The organism is Bacillus sp. 01N42_2 (assembly GCF_056399565.1).
In genome coordinates, this window is record NZ_JBFTRO010000009.1 from 110520 (window position 1) to 125039 (window position 14520).

A 14520-nucleotide genomic window follows, 5' to 3' on the forward strand; every position below is an offset into this window, starting at 1 on the left:
GTGCGCCGCGGTGATTTTAGGCGTGCCTGTTTTTTCTAATGTCTTACACTCGAAACAACCTAATCGCTGAGGTATAATAGAAACAGAGTATTTAATCATACAGATTCAATTCGTGAAAGAGAGTGGAACAAAATGGGCCGTAAGTGGAACAATATTAAAGAAAAGAAAGCATCAAAGGACGCAAATACGAGCCGGATTTACGCGAAGTTCGGCCGTGAGATTTATGTGGCGGCAAAACAAGGCGAGCCAGATCCGGAATCGAACCAGGCGTTAAAAGTGGTGCTTGAGCGCGCAAAGACGTACAGTGTGCCGAAAAATATTATTGAGCGTGCGATTGAAAAGGCGAAAGGCGGCGCGGAGGAGAACTTTGACGAGCTGCGTTACGAAGGTTTCGGGCCGAACGGTTCAATGATCATCGTTGATGCGTTAACGAATAATGTAAACCGCACGGCGCCTGAAGTTCGTGCCGCATTCGGGAAAAACGGAGGAAATATGGGTGTGAGCGGGTCTGTCGCTTACATGTTCGATGCGACTGCCGTTATCGGCGTTGAAGGCAAGACGGCGGATGAAGCGCTGGAATTGCTGATGGAAGCTGACGTGGACGTGCGCGATATCTTAGAAGAGGATGACAGTGTTATCGTGTATGCTGAGCCTGATCAATTCCATGCCGTACAAGAGGCATTCAAAAATGCCGGTGTTGAAGAGTTCACAGTTGCGGAGCTGACGATGCTTGCGCAAAATGAAATCGAGCTTCCCGAAGATGCGAAAGCTCAATTTGAAAAGCTGATCGATGTGCTGGAAGATTTGGAAGACGTACAGCAGGTTTATCACAATGTAGATTTAGGCGAATAAAGACAAAAAGGCCGGGGCGGCATAAGTTCCGGCCTTTTTATTTTGCTTATGCGGCCGGCCTGTATCGTATTTCTCCGTAAGCAATTATTGATTATTTCGCCAAAACTGGGCGGATGCCCATACGTTTCCTTCCGCATGTCATAAACTGGACTGTAACCTATGTGAAGGAGCGATAAATCATGGATGAAAGAAGACCGATTTACGGCGGCGGCTATGGCGGCGGCTATGGCGGGTTTGGAGGCTACGGCGGCTACCCGGGATACGGTTTTGGCGGCTACGGAGGCTACGGCGGCTTCGGAGGATATCCGGGATACGGTTTCGGCGGAGGCTACGGCTACCCGGGATACGGTTTTGGCGGTTACGGCGGCTATGGCGGCTATGGAGGGTTTGGAGGCTACCCGGGATACGGTTTTGGCGGCTATGGCGGAGGCTACGGCGGCTACCCGTTCCATCATCATCATCATCGGGACAGTCAATATATCTGACCATTCGGGAAAAAGCACTCTTGGACAGCAAGAGTGTTTTTTTGTGACCGTTTCTAAGCGCCGGGCTTTTTTCATTTCTTGCGGGGCATAAATGCCGTTACGGGTTCATACCTATTAAGGTCATGTGTTTAGGAAAGGAGGATCGTAATGAAAGAAAATCAGCCGTTTACACCGGTTAAATCTTATAAGCCCTTCCACAGCCGGTTTGATCCCTGCCCGCCGATCGGGAGAAAATACTACAGAACGCCGCCGCATCTTTATATGCGGTTTCAGCCGTATCACTTGGAGCAGTTTTCTCCGATGGAGGCATTGAGAAAAGGGACCCTTTGGAAGGATCTTTACGATTTCTATGATAATCCTTATCGGGGGGGAATCGAATATGGCGAAAAAGATTGATGATGAATACTATCGGCTGCTGGAGCAAATCCAGGCGGCGGACTTTGTCTTGGTGGAGCTGACGCTTTATCTGGATACGCATCCCCATGACCGTCTCGCGCTTCAGCAGTTTCATGAATATTCCCGGTACTCAAGGCAGCTGAGAAAACGGTTTGAACCTGAGTACGGACCGCTTCTGCAATTTGGCGTGAGTCAGGTTGGCGCGCAGTGGGATTGGGGCCGCGGTCCTTGGCCGTGGCAAGTATAAGGAGGGATCTGTAAATGTGGGTATATGAAAAAAAGCTGCAGTATCCGGTTAAAGTGAGCACATGCAACCCGATGCTGGCTAAGTTTTTGATTGAACAATACGGCGGGGCTGACGGCGAATTAGCCGCCGCGCTCCGGTATTTAAACCAGCGCTACACGATTCCCGATAAGGTGATCGGCCTGCTGACGGATATCGGCACGGAGGAGTTTGCCCATTTGGAAATGATTGCGACGATGATTTATAAGCTGACAAAAGATGCGACCCCGCAGCAGCTGCGTGATGCAGGGCTCAGCGACCATTACGTCAACCATGACAGCGCGCTGTTTTATCATAATGCGGCCGGAGTTCCGTTCACGGCGTCTTACATACAGGCAAAGGGAGACCCGATCGCTGATTTATATGAAGATATCGCGGCTGAGGAGAAGGCGAGAGCGACGTATCAATGGATTATTGATATTTCCGATGACCCTGACCTGAATGATTCACTCCGTTTTCTGCGTGAGCGTGAAATCGTTCACTCCATGCGTTTCAGGGAAGCGGTTGAGATTTTAAAAGAAGAACGTGATAAGAAGAAAATTTTTTAAACGGCCCTCAAACATGACGGCTGTTTTTTTCCTTTCTGCGTTTGGTCTATAATGAAGGTGTCGAATATTCTGATTACGGGAGGATTTTATGACACCATTTACGATTACGGAAGAGACGGCGAGAGCCTTCCGGGTCACCCCCGCCCGGAAGGATGATACAAAAGAGGTGATGGATCTGCTCGTGTCAACTGCGGAATGGCTTCGGGATAAAGGGTCAAACCAGTGGAGCGGGCTTTTGCAAGGAGAAGATACCCACAATATGCGGGAGGCGATCGCCAAAGGACATGTTTTTTTATTCAGGCAGAAAGCAGAGCTGGCCGGTGTCGTCATGCTGCTTCCCGAAGCAAGCGAGTGGGACAGACGTCTATGGGGCAATGAAGGACATGGAGAATCCGTATATCTGCATCGGCTGGCGATTAACAGGCGGTTTGCAGGCGCGGGACTCGGCCGGACGATCATGACTTGGGCGGAGACGGGGGTGTCTTGTCCGGGAAAAACAAAAATCCGGCTCGATTGCGTGTCTGACAACAAGGCGCTTCAGTCGTTTTACAGCGGGATGGGATACGAATCAAAAGGATTTGCATCAGATTATCATTTGTTTGAAAAAGAGATGAGCAATTAAAAAGCTCCTCATGACGGAGGTGCAAGAGACATGGGATATTTTTATCTGATCTGTCTGGCCGCGTTTTGTCTTAACTTTGCCGTATCGGCTGTTCTCCGTAAAAAATGGCCGAAAAAGATGTGGCCTGAATGCCTTTTGGCGGTACTGGGCCTTGCTGCATTCGGTACGGTTGTTTACAGCATTTTCGGTGTCGGCGGCTGGGAAGGGATGGGCCTGGGCCTTGCTGCGATGTTTGCAGGTTTCGGAGCGGCCGTCGGTTATGTTGCTGAGACGTGCGTTCGGGTCGTGAAATCGAATCAAAAACATTAAACTGAGAAACGCGGCTGCGGCTGCGTTTTTTGTGTTTTCGGCCGCTGTATAGAAAACAGGCGGATGTCCATAATGGTAATGACTTTTAAGAAGAAGGTGCAGATATGGGACATTTATTTACAGTGGCTTGGGAATTAGTATGCGGTTTGGGTATTTTATTTGTGATTTTAAAATTGCTCGGAAAAACTCAATTCTCACAGATTACGCCATTTGATTTTATTTCGGCGCTTATCCTCGGCGAATTGGTCGGAAATGCGGTGTATGATAAAGGCGTCAGGATCGTTGAAATCATTTTTGCTTCTCTGTTATGGGGGATTTTAATCTATTTCATCGAACTGATTACGCAGAAAGTGAAAAGCTCCAGAAAGCTGTTGGAAGGCGAGCCGAACATTGTCATTCATAAAGGAAAACTGAAATATGATGTGCTGAAAAAAAATAAACTGGACATTAATCAGCTGCAGAGCCTTCTCAGACAGGCGAACTGCTTTTCCATACAGGAAGCGGAATATGCGATTTTAGAAACAAACGGGATGGTCAGCGTCCTGCCGAAATTTCCGTACGACACGACGAAAAACGGCGACATGCAAATAAAACCGAAGCAGGTCTCTTTACCCGTTACACTGATTATTGACGGTGAAGTGCTGCACGAAAATCTGAAAGAAGCCGGGGTGGAAGAAAAGCAGCTGACTCAGGAGCTGAAAAAGCTGAACATCAAAAAAACGGAGGACGTGTTGTATGCGGAATGGAAGCCCGATAAGCCGCTGTTTGTCCTGCCGTATGAGGAGAAAAAATAAAAAGAGCTTTGCCCTGGGGCAAACGCTCTTTATTATTTTCCGTGTACGCCTGTTTTAACGGCTTTGACATGATACATACCGACGTCCGTCCCAAGCATGTAATCAGGTTTCGGCTTGCCTTGGTTTGCTTTGTGGGCCGCGATGTGATCTTCGCTTTTTTCCCATTGCTTCCAATGGTCTTCTGACTCCCAGCGGATTAAGACGACGACTTCTTCATCGCCGCGGCGGACTTTTTTCTCCAGGACTGTTACGTCAATCAAGCCTTCCTGCTTTTCAATTACGCCTTCTGAGCTGAAGCGTTCGATCACTTTATCGGCATGTCCTTCTTTTACGGTCATTTTTCTGATTTGCACGAACATCTGGCATCTCTCCAATCATTTTCAAGCTTTATTTTAAATGAAAATGATTCTCAAAGTCAATTGCGATGACTGATTACGATTTGAGGAGAAAGACATGGCCTTCCTCGTCTTTAAATTGCACGAAGCTGCCCCACTCCATTTGTTTCGGTTCATCTATAAATGTGACGCCGTTTTTTTTCATCTGTTCGTACGCGGCAAAGACATCTTCGCATTCAAATACGATTGAAGCCTCCATATGCTCGGCCCCTTTCATCATCGCTTTCGGATAGATAACCAAATGAGTCTCGGCTCCTTTTGGCGCTACTTCAAGCCAGAAGGCATTCGGGCCCATCGGATGTTCGGCGACGGTTTCAAATCCCGCTTTTTCCGTCCAGAATGTTTTCGCTTTTTGCTGATCATCAGTGTATACGGCGACTGTCGCGATTTTTTTGATCATCTTACTGACCTCCTGTTTCATTTCTTTTATAGTGTGTCCTGCAGGCGAAAAAAGCAACCGAAAGCTTTAATGTGCCGGCTTTTTTTTATTTCTCTAGTACGATCGGCGATTCCGATTTATAATTTAGACAAAAGTACATATTCTTGAAAGAGGAGACGGCAGTGAACAAAGACCAATTACTTCATGATTATATTATTACACATTCGGCCGAGCTGACGGAAAAATGGCTCAAGCTGAGACGGAAGCTGAGAGGGCATTTTTATTCTGCGGATCAATTAAGTGAGGAAATGAAACAGCTGCTGATCGAGCAGCATACTTTTACGAACACGGCCGTCGCAAGCGCTTTTTTGGAAGACCCGGCTGTTTTTCAGCATAACAAAGAAAAATGGGCCGCACAGGTAGCGAAAAGCAGAGTGGAGCAGGACGCGCAGGTTCATGAGGTCGTTGAAGCGATCGGCAATTCAAGAACCGTCTTTTGGGAGGCGGTCACCCGTTTTATAGATGAGCATCAGGATATCGTAACAAAAGAGGATGTCCGCCGCTGGAATCACCTTGTTAACAGCTCATTTGATCAGCTGATGACGGATTTTACTGAACAGTATCAGACATTAATGATCGCGAGGCTGTCATCTCAGCAGGAGCTTATTTCCGAATTGAGCTGTCCGGTTATTTTGATCGCGGATACGATCGGCACTCTGCCGCTCATCGGCGCGATTGATACGAGACGGGCGCGCGTGATATTGGAGACGGTGCCGGAAAACTGTGTCGCCAAACGGATCACAAACCTTGTGATTGATCTGTCCGGTGTGCCCATTGTCGATACGATGGTGGCGCAGCAATTGTACATGCTGTCGAAAACGTTATTTCTCCTCGGCATCAGAACCGTGTTTTCCGGCATTCGGCCTGATGTGGCACAGACTTCTATCCAATTGGGACTTGATTTTTCAGCGTATCAAACCTACGGCTCTCTGGAACAGGCGCTCGCCAGCATGGGTGTCACATGTACGATCGAGGAAACAAAAGCATAGAAAAAAAGTGCTCCGGCCAGAGGCGGGGCGCTTTTTTTGTCAGCGGGAAACAATTTAAATATTCAAAAACTCAGTTGACAGCTAGGGATAGTTTGAATTATTCTTATACACATCGAACCGGCACCAATAGCTGATCGTACACAAACGAAAGCTGGCTGTATTGCCCATATCTGATACTGGTATAATGGCCCATCAGTCAACTGAAGGCATATTATTTTCCTTTTTTAAAAAGGAGATAATATGCCTTTTTTTATGCAGAGAAAGAGAGGAGAAATCAGGCAAATGAAAAAAATAACGGCATTTTTAGTATTACTTTTACTGGCGGGGGCGCTGTCAGCCTGTCAGTCTGAGCCCGGGAGCGCTTCATCAGACAGAAAAACCGTCCAGCTGCTGAATGTATCGTATGATCCGACACGGGAGCTGTATAAAGAGTATAATCAGGCCTTTTCTTCTTATTGGAAAAAGAAAACGGGTCAAGATGTAACCGTACAGCAATCGCACGGTGGTTCGGGGAAACAGGCCAGATCCGTTATAGACGGACTTGACGCTGATGTCGTAACACTTGCTTTGGGCTATGACATTGATTCGATAGCCGAAAAAGCCCATCTCATTGATCAAAACTGGCAGTCCCGTCTGCCGGATCAATCAACTCCTTACACGTCAACCATTGTGTTCTTAGTCAGAAAAGGAAATCCGAAACATATCACTGATTGGGCTGACTTAGCGAAAAAGGGTGTTTCTGTCATTACGCCCAATCCGAAAACATCCGGCGGAGCCAGATGGAACTATTTAGCGGCCTGGGCATATGCGGATGAAACGTATCATCATGACGAAACGAAAATCAAACAGTTTATGAAAGACCTCTACGGCAATGTGGAAGTACTTGATTCAGGGGCGCGGGGGGCAACGACCAGTTTTACAGAAAGAGGGATGGGGGATGTATTGATCGCTTGGGAAAATGAGGCCTATCTCACACTGAAGGAATTCGGCAAGGAAAAGTTTGAGATTGTCAATCCGTCAATCAGCATTCTTGCTGAGCCCCCTGTCTCTGTCGTCGACAAAACGGCGGATAAAAAAGGAACAAAAAAAGCGGCTGAAGCATATTTATCCTATCTCTACAGCAAAAAAGGACAGGAGATCGCCGCGAAGAATTTTTACCGGCCACGCGATAAAGAGGTTCTGAAAAAGTATGAAAAACAATTCCCGCATATCAAAACAGTGACGGTCGAAAAGGAATTCGGCGGCTGGAAAAAAGCGCAGGAAACCCATTTCAATGACGGCGGAACCTTTGACAGCATCTATGGGAAATAGAAAGAGGAAACGATGATGAGAACACTGCTTTTCAAAAAAACAAAACCGTCCGTGATTCCGGGTTTCGGATTAACGATGGGATTTACATTTTTATATATGGCCGTTTTGGTTATCGTGCCGCTCTCAATGGTGTTTTTTCAAACCATGTCAATAGGCCCCGGGGACGTCTGGCGTATCATTTCTGAGCCGAGAGCCGCAGCTTCCTATCGTCTGAGCTTCATGACGGCGGGCTGCGCCGCTTTGATCAATGCGGTTTTCGGCGTTGTCATCGCCTGGGTGCTGACGAGATATGACTTTCCGGGGAAGAGGCTGGCTGACGGCCTGGTTGATCTGCCTTTTGCACTGCCGACCGCCGTCGCAGGCATTACATTAACGGCAATGTATTCACCGGACGGCTGGATCGGACAGCTGGTTCCTTTCCGTATCTCGTTTACGCCGATCGGCATTGTCATCGCATTAACATTTATCGGGCTGCCTTTTGTCGTCAGGATGGTTCAGCCCGTCTTAGAAAGTCTCCAAAAAGAAACGGAAGAAGCATCTGCCTCACTCGGAGCCTCAAAATGGAAAACCTTTCGAAGGGTCATTCTGCCGGAGCTGTTTCCTTCTATTCTATCGGGTTTTGCATTATCCTTTGCCCGCGCTCTCGGGGAGTATGGTTCTGTTGTTTTTATCGCGGGCAATATGCCGTTTAAAACCGAGATTTCCCCGCTGATCATTATGACGAAATTAGAGCAATACGATTATGCCGGGGCAACAGCTGTTGCGGCAGTCATGCTTGTCATCACATTTTTCATTTTATTCATCATCAATGGATTGCAATGGCTCACCGCGAGAAAATACGCAGGAAGGTAGGGGATTTTCCATGCAGCTGGAAACAGCCAAAACAGCCGTGCCTAAGCGGGAGATACGGGAATCACCCGTTGTGAAATGGGTGCTGATCTCAGCAGTTCTGCTCTTTTTGTCCATATTTTTAATCATGCCGCTTGCATTTATATTTATTGAAGCTTTTAAAAAGGGGGCGGAGGCCTATATCCTCTTTGTCACGCATCCGGATTCCCTTGCCGCGATGAAATTGACGCTCCTTGTCGTTTTCATCACGGTTCCGCTGAATACGCTGTTCGGCGTCGCCGCGGCGTGGGCTGTGACCAAATATGAATTCAGGGGGAAAAGTCTGTTTATGACACTGATTGATCTGCCGTTTGCCGTGTCTCCGGTGATCGCGGGCTTAATCTTTGTTCTTTTGTTCGGGCTTCACGGCTGGCTTGGTCCATTTTTACTTGATCACCAGATAAAAATCGTATTCGCCATCCCGGGCATCGTGCTTGCATCCTTGTTTGTGACGCTCCCTTTCATCGCCCGGGAATTAATACCGCTTATGCAAAGCTTGGGAAATGCTGAAGAAGAAGCGTCCGTCACCCTTGGTGCTGGAGGCTGGAGAACGTTTTGGCATGTCACGCTTCCTAATATCAAATGGGGGCTGATCTACGGGGTGATTTTAAGCACAGCTCGGACAATCGGCGAATTCGGCGCCGTATCAGTCGTTTCCGGCCATATTAGGGGTGTTACCAACACGCTCCCGCTTCATATCGAAATTTTGTACAACGAATATCAGTTTACGGCCGCTTTTGCGGTGGCTTCTGTCATGTCGGTTTTTGCGATTGTGACACTGTTTTTGAAAAACATCATTGAATGGAAAGCCGGTTATCGCTCTGCCAAAGCCGGGTGAGGAAGGAGTCATTATGGAGATTACGATCGACAGTATTTCTAAGCAATACGGACATTTTCAAGCATTACGGGATATCAATCTTCACGTCAATAATGGCGAGCTGGTCGCGCTTCTCGGCCCGTCAGGCTCAGGCAAAACGTCATTGCTGAGAGTTATTGCCGGCCTTGAGCAGGCGGATGGGGGGCGTGTCCTGTTCGGAAGACAAGATGTGACAAATACGCATGTGAAAAGCAGACATGTCGGTTTTGTGTTTCAGCACTATGCGTTATTCAGCAAGATGACAATCTTTGAAAATGTCGCCTACGGATTAAAAGTCCGCCCGCGAAAGCAGCGCCCTGCAAAAAAAGAAATTGCCGAAAAGGTCAGAGAGCTTCTCGCTCTTGTAAAACTGGAACCTTATGAAAAGCGCTACCCTTCGCAGCTGTCAGGCGGACAAAGGCAGAGAGCTGCCCTCGCACGCGCCTTGGCCGTAGAACCGAAAATTTTGCTTTTGGATGAACCGTTCGGCGCGCTCGACGCAAAAGTAAGAAAAGAATTGAGACAATGGCTCAGGCGGCTTCATGATGAATTCAGCATGACAAGTATTTTCGTCACTCACGACCAGGAAGAAGCACTTGATGTGGCTGACCGGATCATCATCATGAATGAAGGCGTGATTGAACAGATCGGAACGCCGCAGGAGGTCTATGATTACCCCGCAAACCCGTTTGTGTACGACTTTCTTGGCAGTGTCAATGTATTTGAAGGAAAAGTGGAAGGAGGAAAGCTGATCACCGGAAATGCGGTATTACCTGTCGGGCATGCTGATCAGGACAGGGGGATCGCTTATGTGAGGCCCCATCATTTTACCGTAGAAAAAAATCCGTCCGGTCTGAATGCGTTTGAAGTAAAGGCGGCGCATATCCGCGCCATCGGGCCGTCCGTCAGATTGGAAGCCGTCCGTACCGACACAGGCCAGCATTTGGAGATTGAGCTTTCAAAGGAGCAATATGACGACTTGGGGGCCGGTGTCGGTGACACAGTTTATGTCAAAGCGAAGGAAGTGAAAGTATTCGCAACGAAATCATATCCAAAAATCGTGTAAATGTTATTGATTTTTGGAGGGAAACATAATAGTATAATTGTATATTTCTTATCAGAATAGTATGAATTAAAATCATTGTCTTAAGATGAACGGCCAGACATAAAGGGGGAGCATGATGACGTCCAAAGGAAACGTAGATCCGCATGTGGTTGAAAAGATTATCAGTGCGCTGGAAACGATCGATTTCGGGACTGTTCAGATTACGGTTCATAATTCCCAAGTGACACAAATTGATAAGGTGGAGAAATATCGATTTTCCCTGAAGAGCAAAGAAGCAAAACAGCAATCTTAAAAAACGGCCAATGACAGGAGGCGGTACATATGAAGCATTCAACTGTTCCTTTCCGGGAGAGCCGGTATCTGCACCTGCCCGAAGTGCGCTTTCTGCATTGGTGCACGAAGCAATACGGCATAAATAAAGGCGTACTGAATACAATTGACGGCTGGTTTTATGATGCGGGCATCATTCCCGTTCCCGTCAGGCGTCTTTATGTGCTGGCGTTTCTCGATTATGCGAAAACGCCGGGACAGAAGGGGAATATCCGATTCGGGCACGGCGGATTGACGAAAAAACTGCATGATTTCATGAATATGCAGGAGTGTGCAGCAAAACGCCAGGCCTGATATCCTTAAAATCTTCTTAAAATGATGCAAATTTCTCCCATTTTATTTATAATAGACCTATCACGATCATTTTTTGGGAGGACTTTTGACATGCAAACTGCTGCTTATGAGAGCAAACAATCTATTATGCAGCGCATTATAACGGTATTTGTGTTTACGCTGTTAGTTGCGACAATCGGCCTGTATACCGGCCAGTTCATTCCGCCGGCATTGATGCTGCCGCTTTCGATCTTAGAGGTCGTCATGATCTTTGCGGCGTTTTGGCTGCGCCGAAAAAAAGCCGTCGGATATGCGTTTGTGTTTTCATTCGCTTTTATTTCCGGAATGACGCTGTTTCCGATTATCAGCCATTATGCGTCCGCAGCGGGCGCCTATGTCGTATTGGAGGCATTCGGCTCTTCGTTTGTGATTTTCGCGGTGCTCGGCACAATCGGCGCTAAGACGAAAAAGGACTTGTCGTTTTTATGGTCCTTCTTGCTTGTCGCTGTTATCGCGCTTCTTGCGGTGGGGATCTTTAATATTTTCAGCCCGCTGAATTCCGCCGCTATGATGGCGTATTCCGTCATCGGAACGATTGTGTTTTCAATGTACATCTTATACGACCTGAACCAGATCAAACACCGTGACATCACGGCGGATCTGATTCCTTTGATGGCATTGACGCTTTATATCGACTTTATCAACCTGTTTATCAACCTGCTTCGGTTTTTCGGGATTTTAAACAGTGATGATTAACCGCGCGAAAAAGGCGCCCTTCTAAAGGGGCGCCTTTTATGTTCTGCCGCCGGAAAACAGCAGAATCTTATCAAATAAAACTTCAAGCATTTTTGTGAAGGCCGCTTTTTCTTCAGCGGTGAAGTTTTCCATGACACCTGAAATTTTGGAAAAGTGGCCGGGGAGGAACAGCATCAGCTTTTCTTTTCCTTCCTTTGTGAGCTCGATACTGATTTTTCGTCTGTCGCCGGTATGCCGGCTGCGGTTTACAAAGCCGTCCCGTGCGAGTCCGTCGATCAATCCGGTGATGGTCGCTTTGGTGACGTTGGATTTTTTCGCCAGCTCCGTCGGACTCAGGCTGCGGCCGGGTGCGTCAAACAGAAACATTAAAATTTTGAATTTGCCTTCTGACAATCCGTGACTTGAGAAATAATGCTCCATGACTTGATTCATTTTTTTCGCCATATCAAATAAAGTCAAAAATGTTTTCAATGAGTCAGCATCCATATCGGCGTAAATCTCAGCGTGTCCGGCAATCTGCGAGTAATCCGGCAAATCTCTCAATTCCATTTTTGTAAGCCTCCGTACATTTTTGTGATTCAAAGTATAAGCTTGCCGGGTTCAAAAGGCAACTTATAAAGATTGACAGTTTTTCAGCCTATATAGTAAGGTGGCTAATAGTTAATGTGTGGTAAATAAATAGAGAAGGCGGTATCGTGATGAACCATGAAGTGAAGAAGATCATCATAGCGGGCGGAGGGATCGGCGGCTTGTCCGCAGCGATTTCTCTCGGGAGAGCGGGTTTTGAAGTGACCCTTTGCGAGGCGGCGTCCGACATGCGAAAAAGCGGAGCGGGCATTCTCCAGCCTCAAAATGCGCTGCGGGTGCTGAGGGAAATCGGGGTGTATGAAGAATGCTGCCAACACGGCTTTCAAACGGAATGGCTGAAGCAGCATGATGAAAACGGAACGCTGCGGTTTAAAGTGAGTGAGGCGTTTTTAGATGATTCATTGCCGGGGCGGAATAATATATTGCGGCAAACCTTAAATGATGTCCTCAGAAAGCATGCTGAAGCGGCGGGGGTTACGATTCTGCTGGGGAAAAGAGTCGTATCTTACGAAGAAACAGCAGATGAAATAACGGTGCATTTCGCAGACGGAACCGCGATGACGGCTGACATTCTCGCCGGTTTTGACGGCATCCGCTCTGCTGTCCGCGATCAAATGCTGCAAAGAGAAGTGGAAACGGAGTATCTCGGCATGGGGGCGCACAGATTTTACATCTCTTTTCCCGAGCCGATATTTCATGATTCGACACTGATGTATAAAAAAGGGCAGACACAGGTCGGGGTCGTGCCGCTGTCCGAAAAAACAGGATACGTATTTATCATCCGGCCGTATGACGCTGACTTCAGGGATGATGAGGACACGCGTTTTGAACGGGTGAAAGGCTTGCTGCGCGGATTTCCTGGAGTGAAGTTTGTGATAGAGAATATGTCAAAGGAATATCCCGTTTTGTTTCATAAGGTTGAGCAGATGGCGGTCAAAGAGCCGTGGCACAGAGGCCGCGTCGTTCTCGGCGGGGATGCCGTCCATGCAGGAGCGCCGACATTGGCGCAGGGCGCGGCGATGGCGATTGAAGACGCGATCGTGCTTAGTGAAGAACTGCAAAAGCACAAAAACCATGAAACTGCATGTCAAGCATACTTCGAACGACGGGCGGAGCGGGCTTTACGGGTGCAGAATCTCTCATCTGAAATCGTCCGCCGCGAGATAAAGGGAACGCCCGGCATCCAAGACATCATCGGTGAATGCTATCGATTGCTCAAAGATCCTTATTAAATAAAGAAAGTCCAGAACATGGCGTCTGGACTTTTGTCAGTCTTGTTCAGATTTATTCCGTATCCGCTCAATCACCTCATGCAGCCCCTCAGGCCTGTGAAACTCCACCGGCGAACTGCCTTTTTCAAACGAGATCGTCTCCGCCTCAATGAGCGCGACATAGCGCCCGTTTACTTTTGCGAGATGGATGGTTTCGCCGAAATCGGCCAGCAATCCTTTAATCTCTGTTTCTCCGACTTTCATTTTCAGCTCGGCTTCCGGCGTATGTTCAATGATCTGGGCAGATGCTTCGATGACTTGATGGGTGTCGAGGCGCTCCTGAATTTCCCGCTTTTCACTCGCTTCCCAAATTTCAATGTCATGCTCAAACTGCTGAAGCTCTTCGCTGTTTTCTTCAAAGGTTTCATACACGTGCTCCTGCACCATATTCATGACTTGGTTTTTCATGATTTCCGGCATCGATTCGCCGTATTCGACAAATTTGAGAAAGTCCTCAAAATAACGGGCATGCGAGGCTTGGTGGATTTTCAGCTCGTGCTCTTCCGTCATGCCTTCTTCAGGCATATACGGATATTGAATGCTTTTCATGTTTTTTGTCGTGATGGCCATTTCGACCTTTTTAATGAGAGATGAGGCGTCTGAAATCCGGGCGACCTTCGGCTCGAAATCGCATTTCATCATAAAGACGAACTTGTCCTCAAAATATTTACGCGGCACAGCAGATGCCACGATAAAAACACCGCCGCGAACGGCGCTCGTGTCCAGATAAGTGCGGACGAACTGCTCGCTTGCTTCGATAAATGCGTCTTTCGTATCCGCAAGTCTGGCACGGTTGAAAAGGTTGTAATTCGGATTTGAATCAAGCTCATGACCCGGCTCCGTAATAAAATGGCCGATTTTTGTGGGGACCTGCTCGGATTGCGGATGCCGTTCGGCTTTCCGTTTGACGATTTTCTTCAATTCCCCGTCAAGGAAATCCTTCAGCTCGCTTTCTTCAAATTCTTCCGTATCAAGCGTCTGGAAATGTTTGAACTGTTTGTTTGCCTGTTCGTCTTTTCCTTCCACTTGAATGACATAAAACGATAAAAACTTGATTTCAAAATCCATA

Annotated in this window: 21 protein-coding genes; 17 read left to right on the forward strand and 4 right to left on the reverse strand. The window is 47.6% G+C overall.

The annotated features are described in order from the left end of the window. The first annotated feature begins 132 nt into the window (after nt 1-132). The 8 genes from AC1DN5_RS17240 (at nt 133) to AC1DN5_RS17275 (ending at nt 4289) form a co-directional block, all read left to right on the forward strand. Nucleotides 133-852, forward strand: a complete 720-nt coding sequence (locus AC1DN5_RS17240; RefSeq protein WP_014469866.1) for a YebC/PmpR family DNA-binding transcriptional regulator — start codon at nt 133-135, stop codon at nt 850-852. A gap of 179 nt (nt 853-1031) precedes the next feature. Then, nucleotides 1032-1337 (forward strand): hypothetical protein, encoded by a 306-nt coding sequence (locus tag AC1DN5_RS17245; protein ID WP_366970088.1) that lies wholly within the window; start codon nt 1032-1034, stop codon nt 1335-1337. 147 nt (nt 1338-1484) lie between these two features. Next, nucleotides 1485-1733 (forward strand): spore coat-associated protein CotJA, encoded by a 249-nt coding sequence (cotJA, locus tag AC1DN5_RS17250; RefSeq protein WP_003155704.1) that lies wholly within the window; start codon nt 1485-1487, stop codon nt 1731-1733. Next, nucleotides 1717-1980 (forward strand): spore coat protein CotJB, encoded by a 264-nt coding sequence (cotJB, locus tag AC1DN5_RS17255; RefSeq protein WP_007408934.1) that lies wholly within the window; start codon nt 1717-1719, stop codon nt 1978-1980. Before cotJA ends, cotJB begins: the two co-directional genes overlap by 17 nt. 14 nt (nt 1981-1994) lie before the next feature. Next, nucleotides 1995-2564, forward strand: a complete 570-nt coding sequence (gene cotJC, locus AC1DN5_RS17260; RefSeq protein WP_013351314.1) for a spore coat protein CotJC — start codon at nt 1995-1997, stop codon at nt 2562-2564. Nucleotides 2565-2652: 88 nt separating this feature from the next. After that, nucleotides 2653-3186: a GNAT family N-acetyltransferase gene (locus AC1DN5_RS17265; protein WP_366970087.1), complete on the forward strand. Its 534-nt coding sequence runs from the start codon at nt 2653-2655 to the stop codon at nt 3184-3186. Between the two features lie 30 nt (nt 3187-3216). After that, a complete protein-coding gene (locus AC1DN5_RS17270; RefSeq protein WP_045927134.1) occupies nt 3217-3495 on the forward strand; it encodes a YesK-like family protein in 279 nt (92 codons plus the stop codon). 104 nt (nt 3496-3599) lie between these two features. Further along, nucleotides 3600-4289, forward strand: coding sequence for a YetF domain-containing protein (locus AC1DN5_RS17275; protein ID WP_016936944.1), 690 nt, complete (start codon nt 3600-3602; stop codon nt 4287-4289). A 32-nt stretch (nt 4290-4321) separates the two neighbouring features. Here the strand turns inward: AC1DN5_RS17275 and hmoA are convergent, their stop codons facing one another. Both hmoA and AC1DN5_RS17285 read right to left on the reverse strand, forming a co-directional pair. Beyond that, entirely contained in the window at nt 4322-4648 is a 327-nt protein-coding gene (gene hmoA / locus AC1DN5_RS17280) for a heme-degrading oxygenase HmoA (protein WP_016936945.1), read from the reverse strand. A 73-nt stretch (nt 4649-4721) separates the two neighbouring features. Next, on the reverse strand, nt 4722-5084 hold the full coding sequence (locus AC1DN5_RS17285; RefSeq protein ID WP_049628048.1) for a VOC family protein: 363 nt from the start codon (nt 5082-5084) through the stop codon (nt 4722-4724). A gap of 161 nt (nt 5085-5245) precedes the next feature. Here AC1DN5_RS17285 and AC1DN5_RS17290 point away from each other — a divergent pair, with 161 nt between their 5' ends. The 8 genes from AC1DN5_RS17290 to AC1DN5_RS17325 all read left to right on the forward strand — a co-directional run bounded on the left by AC1DN5_RS17290 (nt 5246) and on the right by AC1DN5_RS17325 (nt 11592). Beyond that, nucleotides 5246-6112, forward strand: coding sequence for an STAS domain-containing protein (locus tag AC1DN5_RS17290; protein ID WP_269773878.1), 867 nt, complete (start codon nt 5246-5248; stop codon nt 6110-6112). Nucleotides 6113-6394: 282 nt separating this feature from the next. After that, nucleotides 6395-7423, forward strand: coding sequence for a sulfate ABC transporter substrate-binding protein (locus AC1DN5_RS17295; protein ID WP_366970086.1), 1029 nt, complete (start codon nt 6395-6397; stop codon nt 7421-7423). A 15-nt stretch (nt 7424-7438) separates the two neighbouring features. After that, nucleotides 7439-8275, forward strand: coding sequence for a sulfate ABC transporter permease subunit CysT (cysT, locus tag AC1DN5_RS17300; RefSeq protein ID WP_366970122.1), 837 nt, complete (start codon nt 7439-7441; stop codon nt 8273-8275). Between the two features lie 10 nt (nt 8276-8285). Further along, the gene (gene cysW, locus AC1DN5_RS17305) at nt 8286-9149 is read left to right on the forward strand and encodes a sulfate ABC transporter permease subunit CysW (RefSeq protein WP_327816182.1); all 864 of its coding nucleotides are present in this window, start codon (nt 8286-8288) and stop codon (nt 9147-9149) included. A gap of 13 nt (nt 9150-9162) precedes the next feature. Then, a complete protein-coding gene (locus tag AC1DN5_RS17310; RefSeq protein WP_198698494.1) occupies nt 9163-10233 on the forward strand; it encodes a sulfate/molybdate ABC transporter ATP-binding protein in 1071 nt (356 codons plus the stop codon). A 115-nt stretch (nt 10234-10348) separates the two neighbouring features. After that, nucleotides 10349-10525: a YezD family protein gene (locus AC1DN5_RS17315; protein ID WP_016936952.1), complete on the forward strand. Its 177-nt coding sequence runs from the start codon at nt 10349-10351 to the stop codon at nt 10523-10525. A 29-nt stretch (nt 10526-10554) separates the two neighbouring features. Continuing rightward, nucleotides 10555-10857, forward strand: coding sequence for an FMN riboswitch-binding regulator RibR (gene ribR, locus AC1DN5_RS17320; RefSeq protein WP_016936953.1), 303 nt, complete (start codon nt 10555-10557; stop codon nt 10855-10857). Nucleotides 10858-10947: 90 nt separating this feature from the next. Further along, nucleotides 10948-11592 (forward strand): Bax inhibitor-1/YccA family protein, encoded by a 645-nt coding sequence (locus AC1DN5_RS17325; protein ID WP_016936954.1) that lies wholly within the window; start codon nt 10948-10950, stop codon nt 11590-11592. Nucleotides 11593-11628: 36 nt separating this feature from the next. Here AC1DN5_RS17325 and AC1DN5_RS17330 read toward each other — a convergent pair whose 3' ends face one another. Continuing rightward, nucleotides 11629-12141, reverse strand: coding sequence for a MarR family transcriptional regulator (locus AC1DN5_RS17330; protein ID WP_016936955.1), 513 nt, complete (start codon nt 12139-12141; stop codon nt 11629-11631). A 149-nt stretch (nt 12142-12290) separates the two neighbouring features. On the opposite strand from AC1DN5_RS17330, the gene AC1DN5_RS17335 reads away from it, so the two are divergent. Beyond that, nucleotides 12291-13412, forward strand: coding sequence for an FAD-dependent oxidoreductase (locus tag AC1DN5_RS17335; protein WP_366970121.1), 1122 nt, complete (start codon nt 12291-12293; stop codon nt 13410-13412). 36 nt (nt 13413-13448) lie between these two features. On the opposite strand, the gene AC1DN5_RS17340 is transcribed toward AC1DN5_RS17335, so the two are convergent. After that, the gene (locus tag AC1DN5_RS17340) at nt 13449-14519 is read right to left on the reverse strand and encodes a DUF3900 domain-containing protein (RefSeq protein ID WP_099744466.1); all 1071 of its coding nucleotides are present in this window, start codon (nt 14517-14519) and stop codon (nt 13449-13451) included. Between the last annotated feature and the right edge of the window lies 1 nt (nt 14520).

Coding starts and splice junctions, on each gene's coding strand:
- AC1DN5_RS17275 (WP_016936944.1), top strand. CDS start 3,600: ATGGGACATTTATTTACAGTGGCTTGGGAATTAGTATGCGGTTTGGGT.
- cotJB (WP_007408934.1), top strand. CDS start 1,717: ATGGCGAAAAAGATTGATGATGAATACTATCGGCTGCTGGAGCAAATC.
- AC1DN5_RS17240 (WP_014469866.1), top strand. CDS start 133: ATGGGCCGTAAGTGGAACAATATTAAAGAAAAGAAAGCATCAAAGGAC.
- AC1DN5_RS17340 (WP_099744466.1), bottom strand. CDS start 14,519: ATGGATTTTGAAATCAAGTTTTTATCGTTTTATGTCATTCAAGTGGAA.
- AC1DN5_RS17245 (WP_366970088.1), top strand. CDS start 1,032: ATGGATGAAAGAAGACCGATTTACGGCGGCGGCTATGGCGGCGGCTAT.
- AC1DN5_RS17315 (WP_016936952.1), top strand. CDS start 10,349: ATGACGTCCAAAGGAAACGTAGATCCGCATGTGGTTGAAAAGATTATC.
- AC1DN5_RS17265 (WP_366970087.1), top strand. CDS start 2,653: ATGACACCATTTACGATTACGGAAGAGACGGCGAGAGCCTTCCGGGTC.
- AC1DN5_RS17335 (WP_366970121.1), top strand. CDS start 12,291: ATGAACCATGAAGTGAAGAAGATCATCATAGCGGGCGGAGGGATCGGC.
- ribR (WP_016936953.1), top strand. CDS start 10,555: ATGAAGCATTCAACTGTTCCTTTCCGGGAGAGCCGGTATCTGCACCTG.
- cysW (WP_327816182.1), top strand. CDS start 8,286: ATGCAGCTGGAAACAGCCAAAACAGCCGTGCCTAAGCGGGAGATACGG.
- AC1DN5_RS17285 (WP_049628048.1), bottom strand. CDS start 5,084: ATGATCAAAAAAATCGCGACAGTCGCCGTATACACTGATGATCAGCAA.
- cotJA (WP_003155704.1), top strand. CDS start 1,485: ATGAAAGAAAATCAGCCGTTTACACCGGTTAAATCTTATAAGCCCTTC.
- AC1DN5_RS17310 (WP_198698494.1), top strand. CDS start 9,163: ATGGAGATTACGATCGACAGTATTTCTAAGCAATACGGACATTTTCAA.
- AC1DN5_RS17325 (WP_016936954.1), top strand. CDS start 10,948: ATGCAAACTGCTGCTTATGAGAGCAAACAATCTATTATGCAGCGCATT.
- AC1DN5_RS17270 (WP_045927134.1), top strand. CDS start 3,217: ATGGGATATTTTTATCTGATCTGTCTGGCCGCGTTTTGTCTTAACTTT.
- AC1DN5_RS17330 (WP_016936955.1), bottom strand. CDS start 12,141: ATGGAATTGAGAGATTTGCCGGATTACTCGCAGATTGCCGGACACGCT.
- hmoA (WP_016936945.1), bottom strand. CDS start 4,648: ATGTTCGTGCAAATCAGAAAAATGACCGTAAAAGAAGGACATGCCGAT.
- cotJC (WP_013351314.1), top strand. CDS start 1,995: ATGTGGGTATATGAAAAAAAGCTGCAGTATCCGGTTAAAGTGAGCACA.
- cysT (WP_366970122.1), top strand. CDS start 7,439: ATGAGAACACTGCTTTTCAAAAAAACAAAACCGTCCGTGATTCCGGGT.
- AC1DN5_RS17295 (WP_366970086.1), top strand. CDS start 6,395: ATGAAAAAAATAACGGCATTTTTAGTATTACTTTTACTGGCGGGGGCG.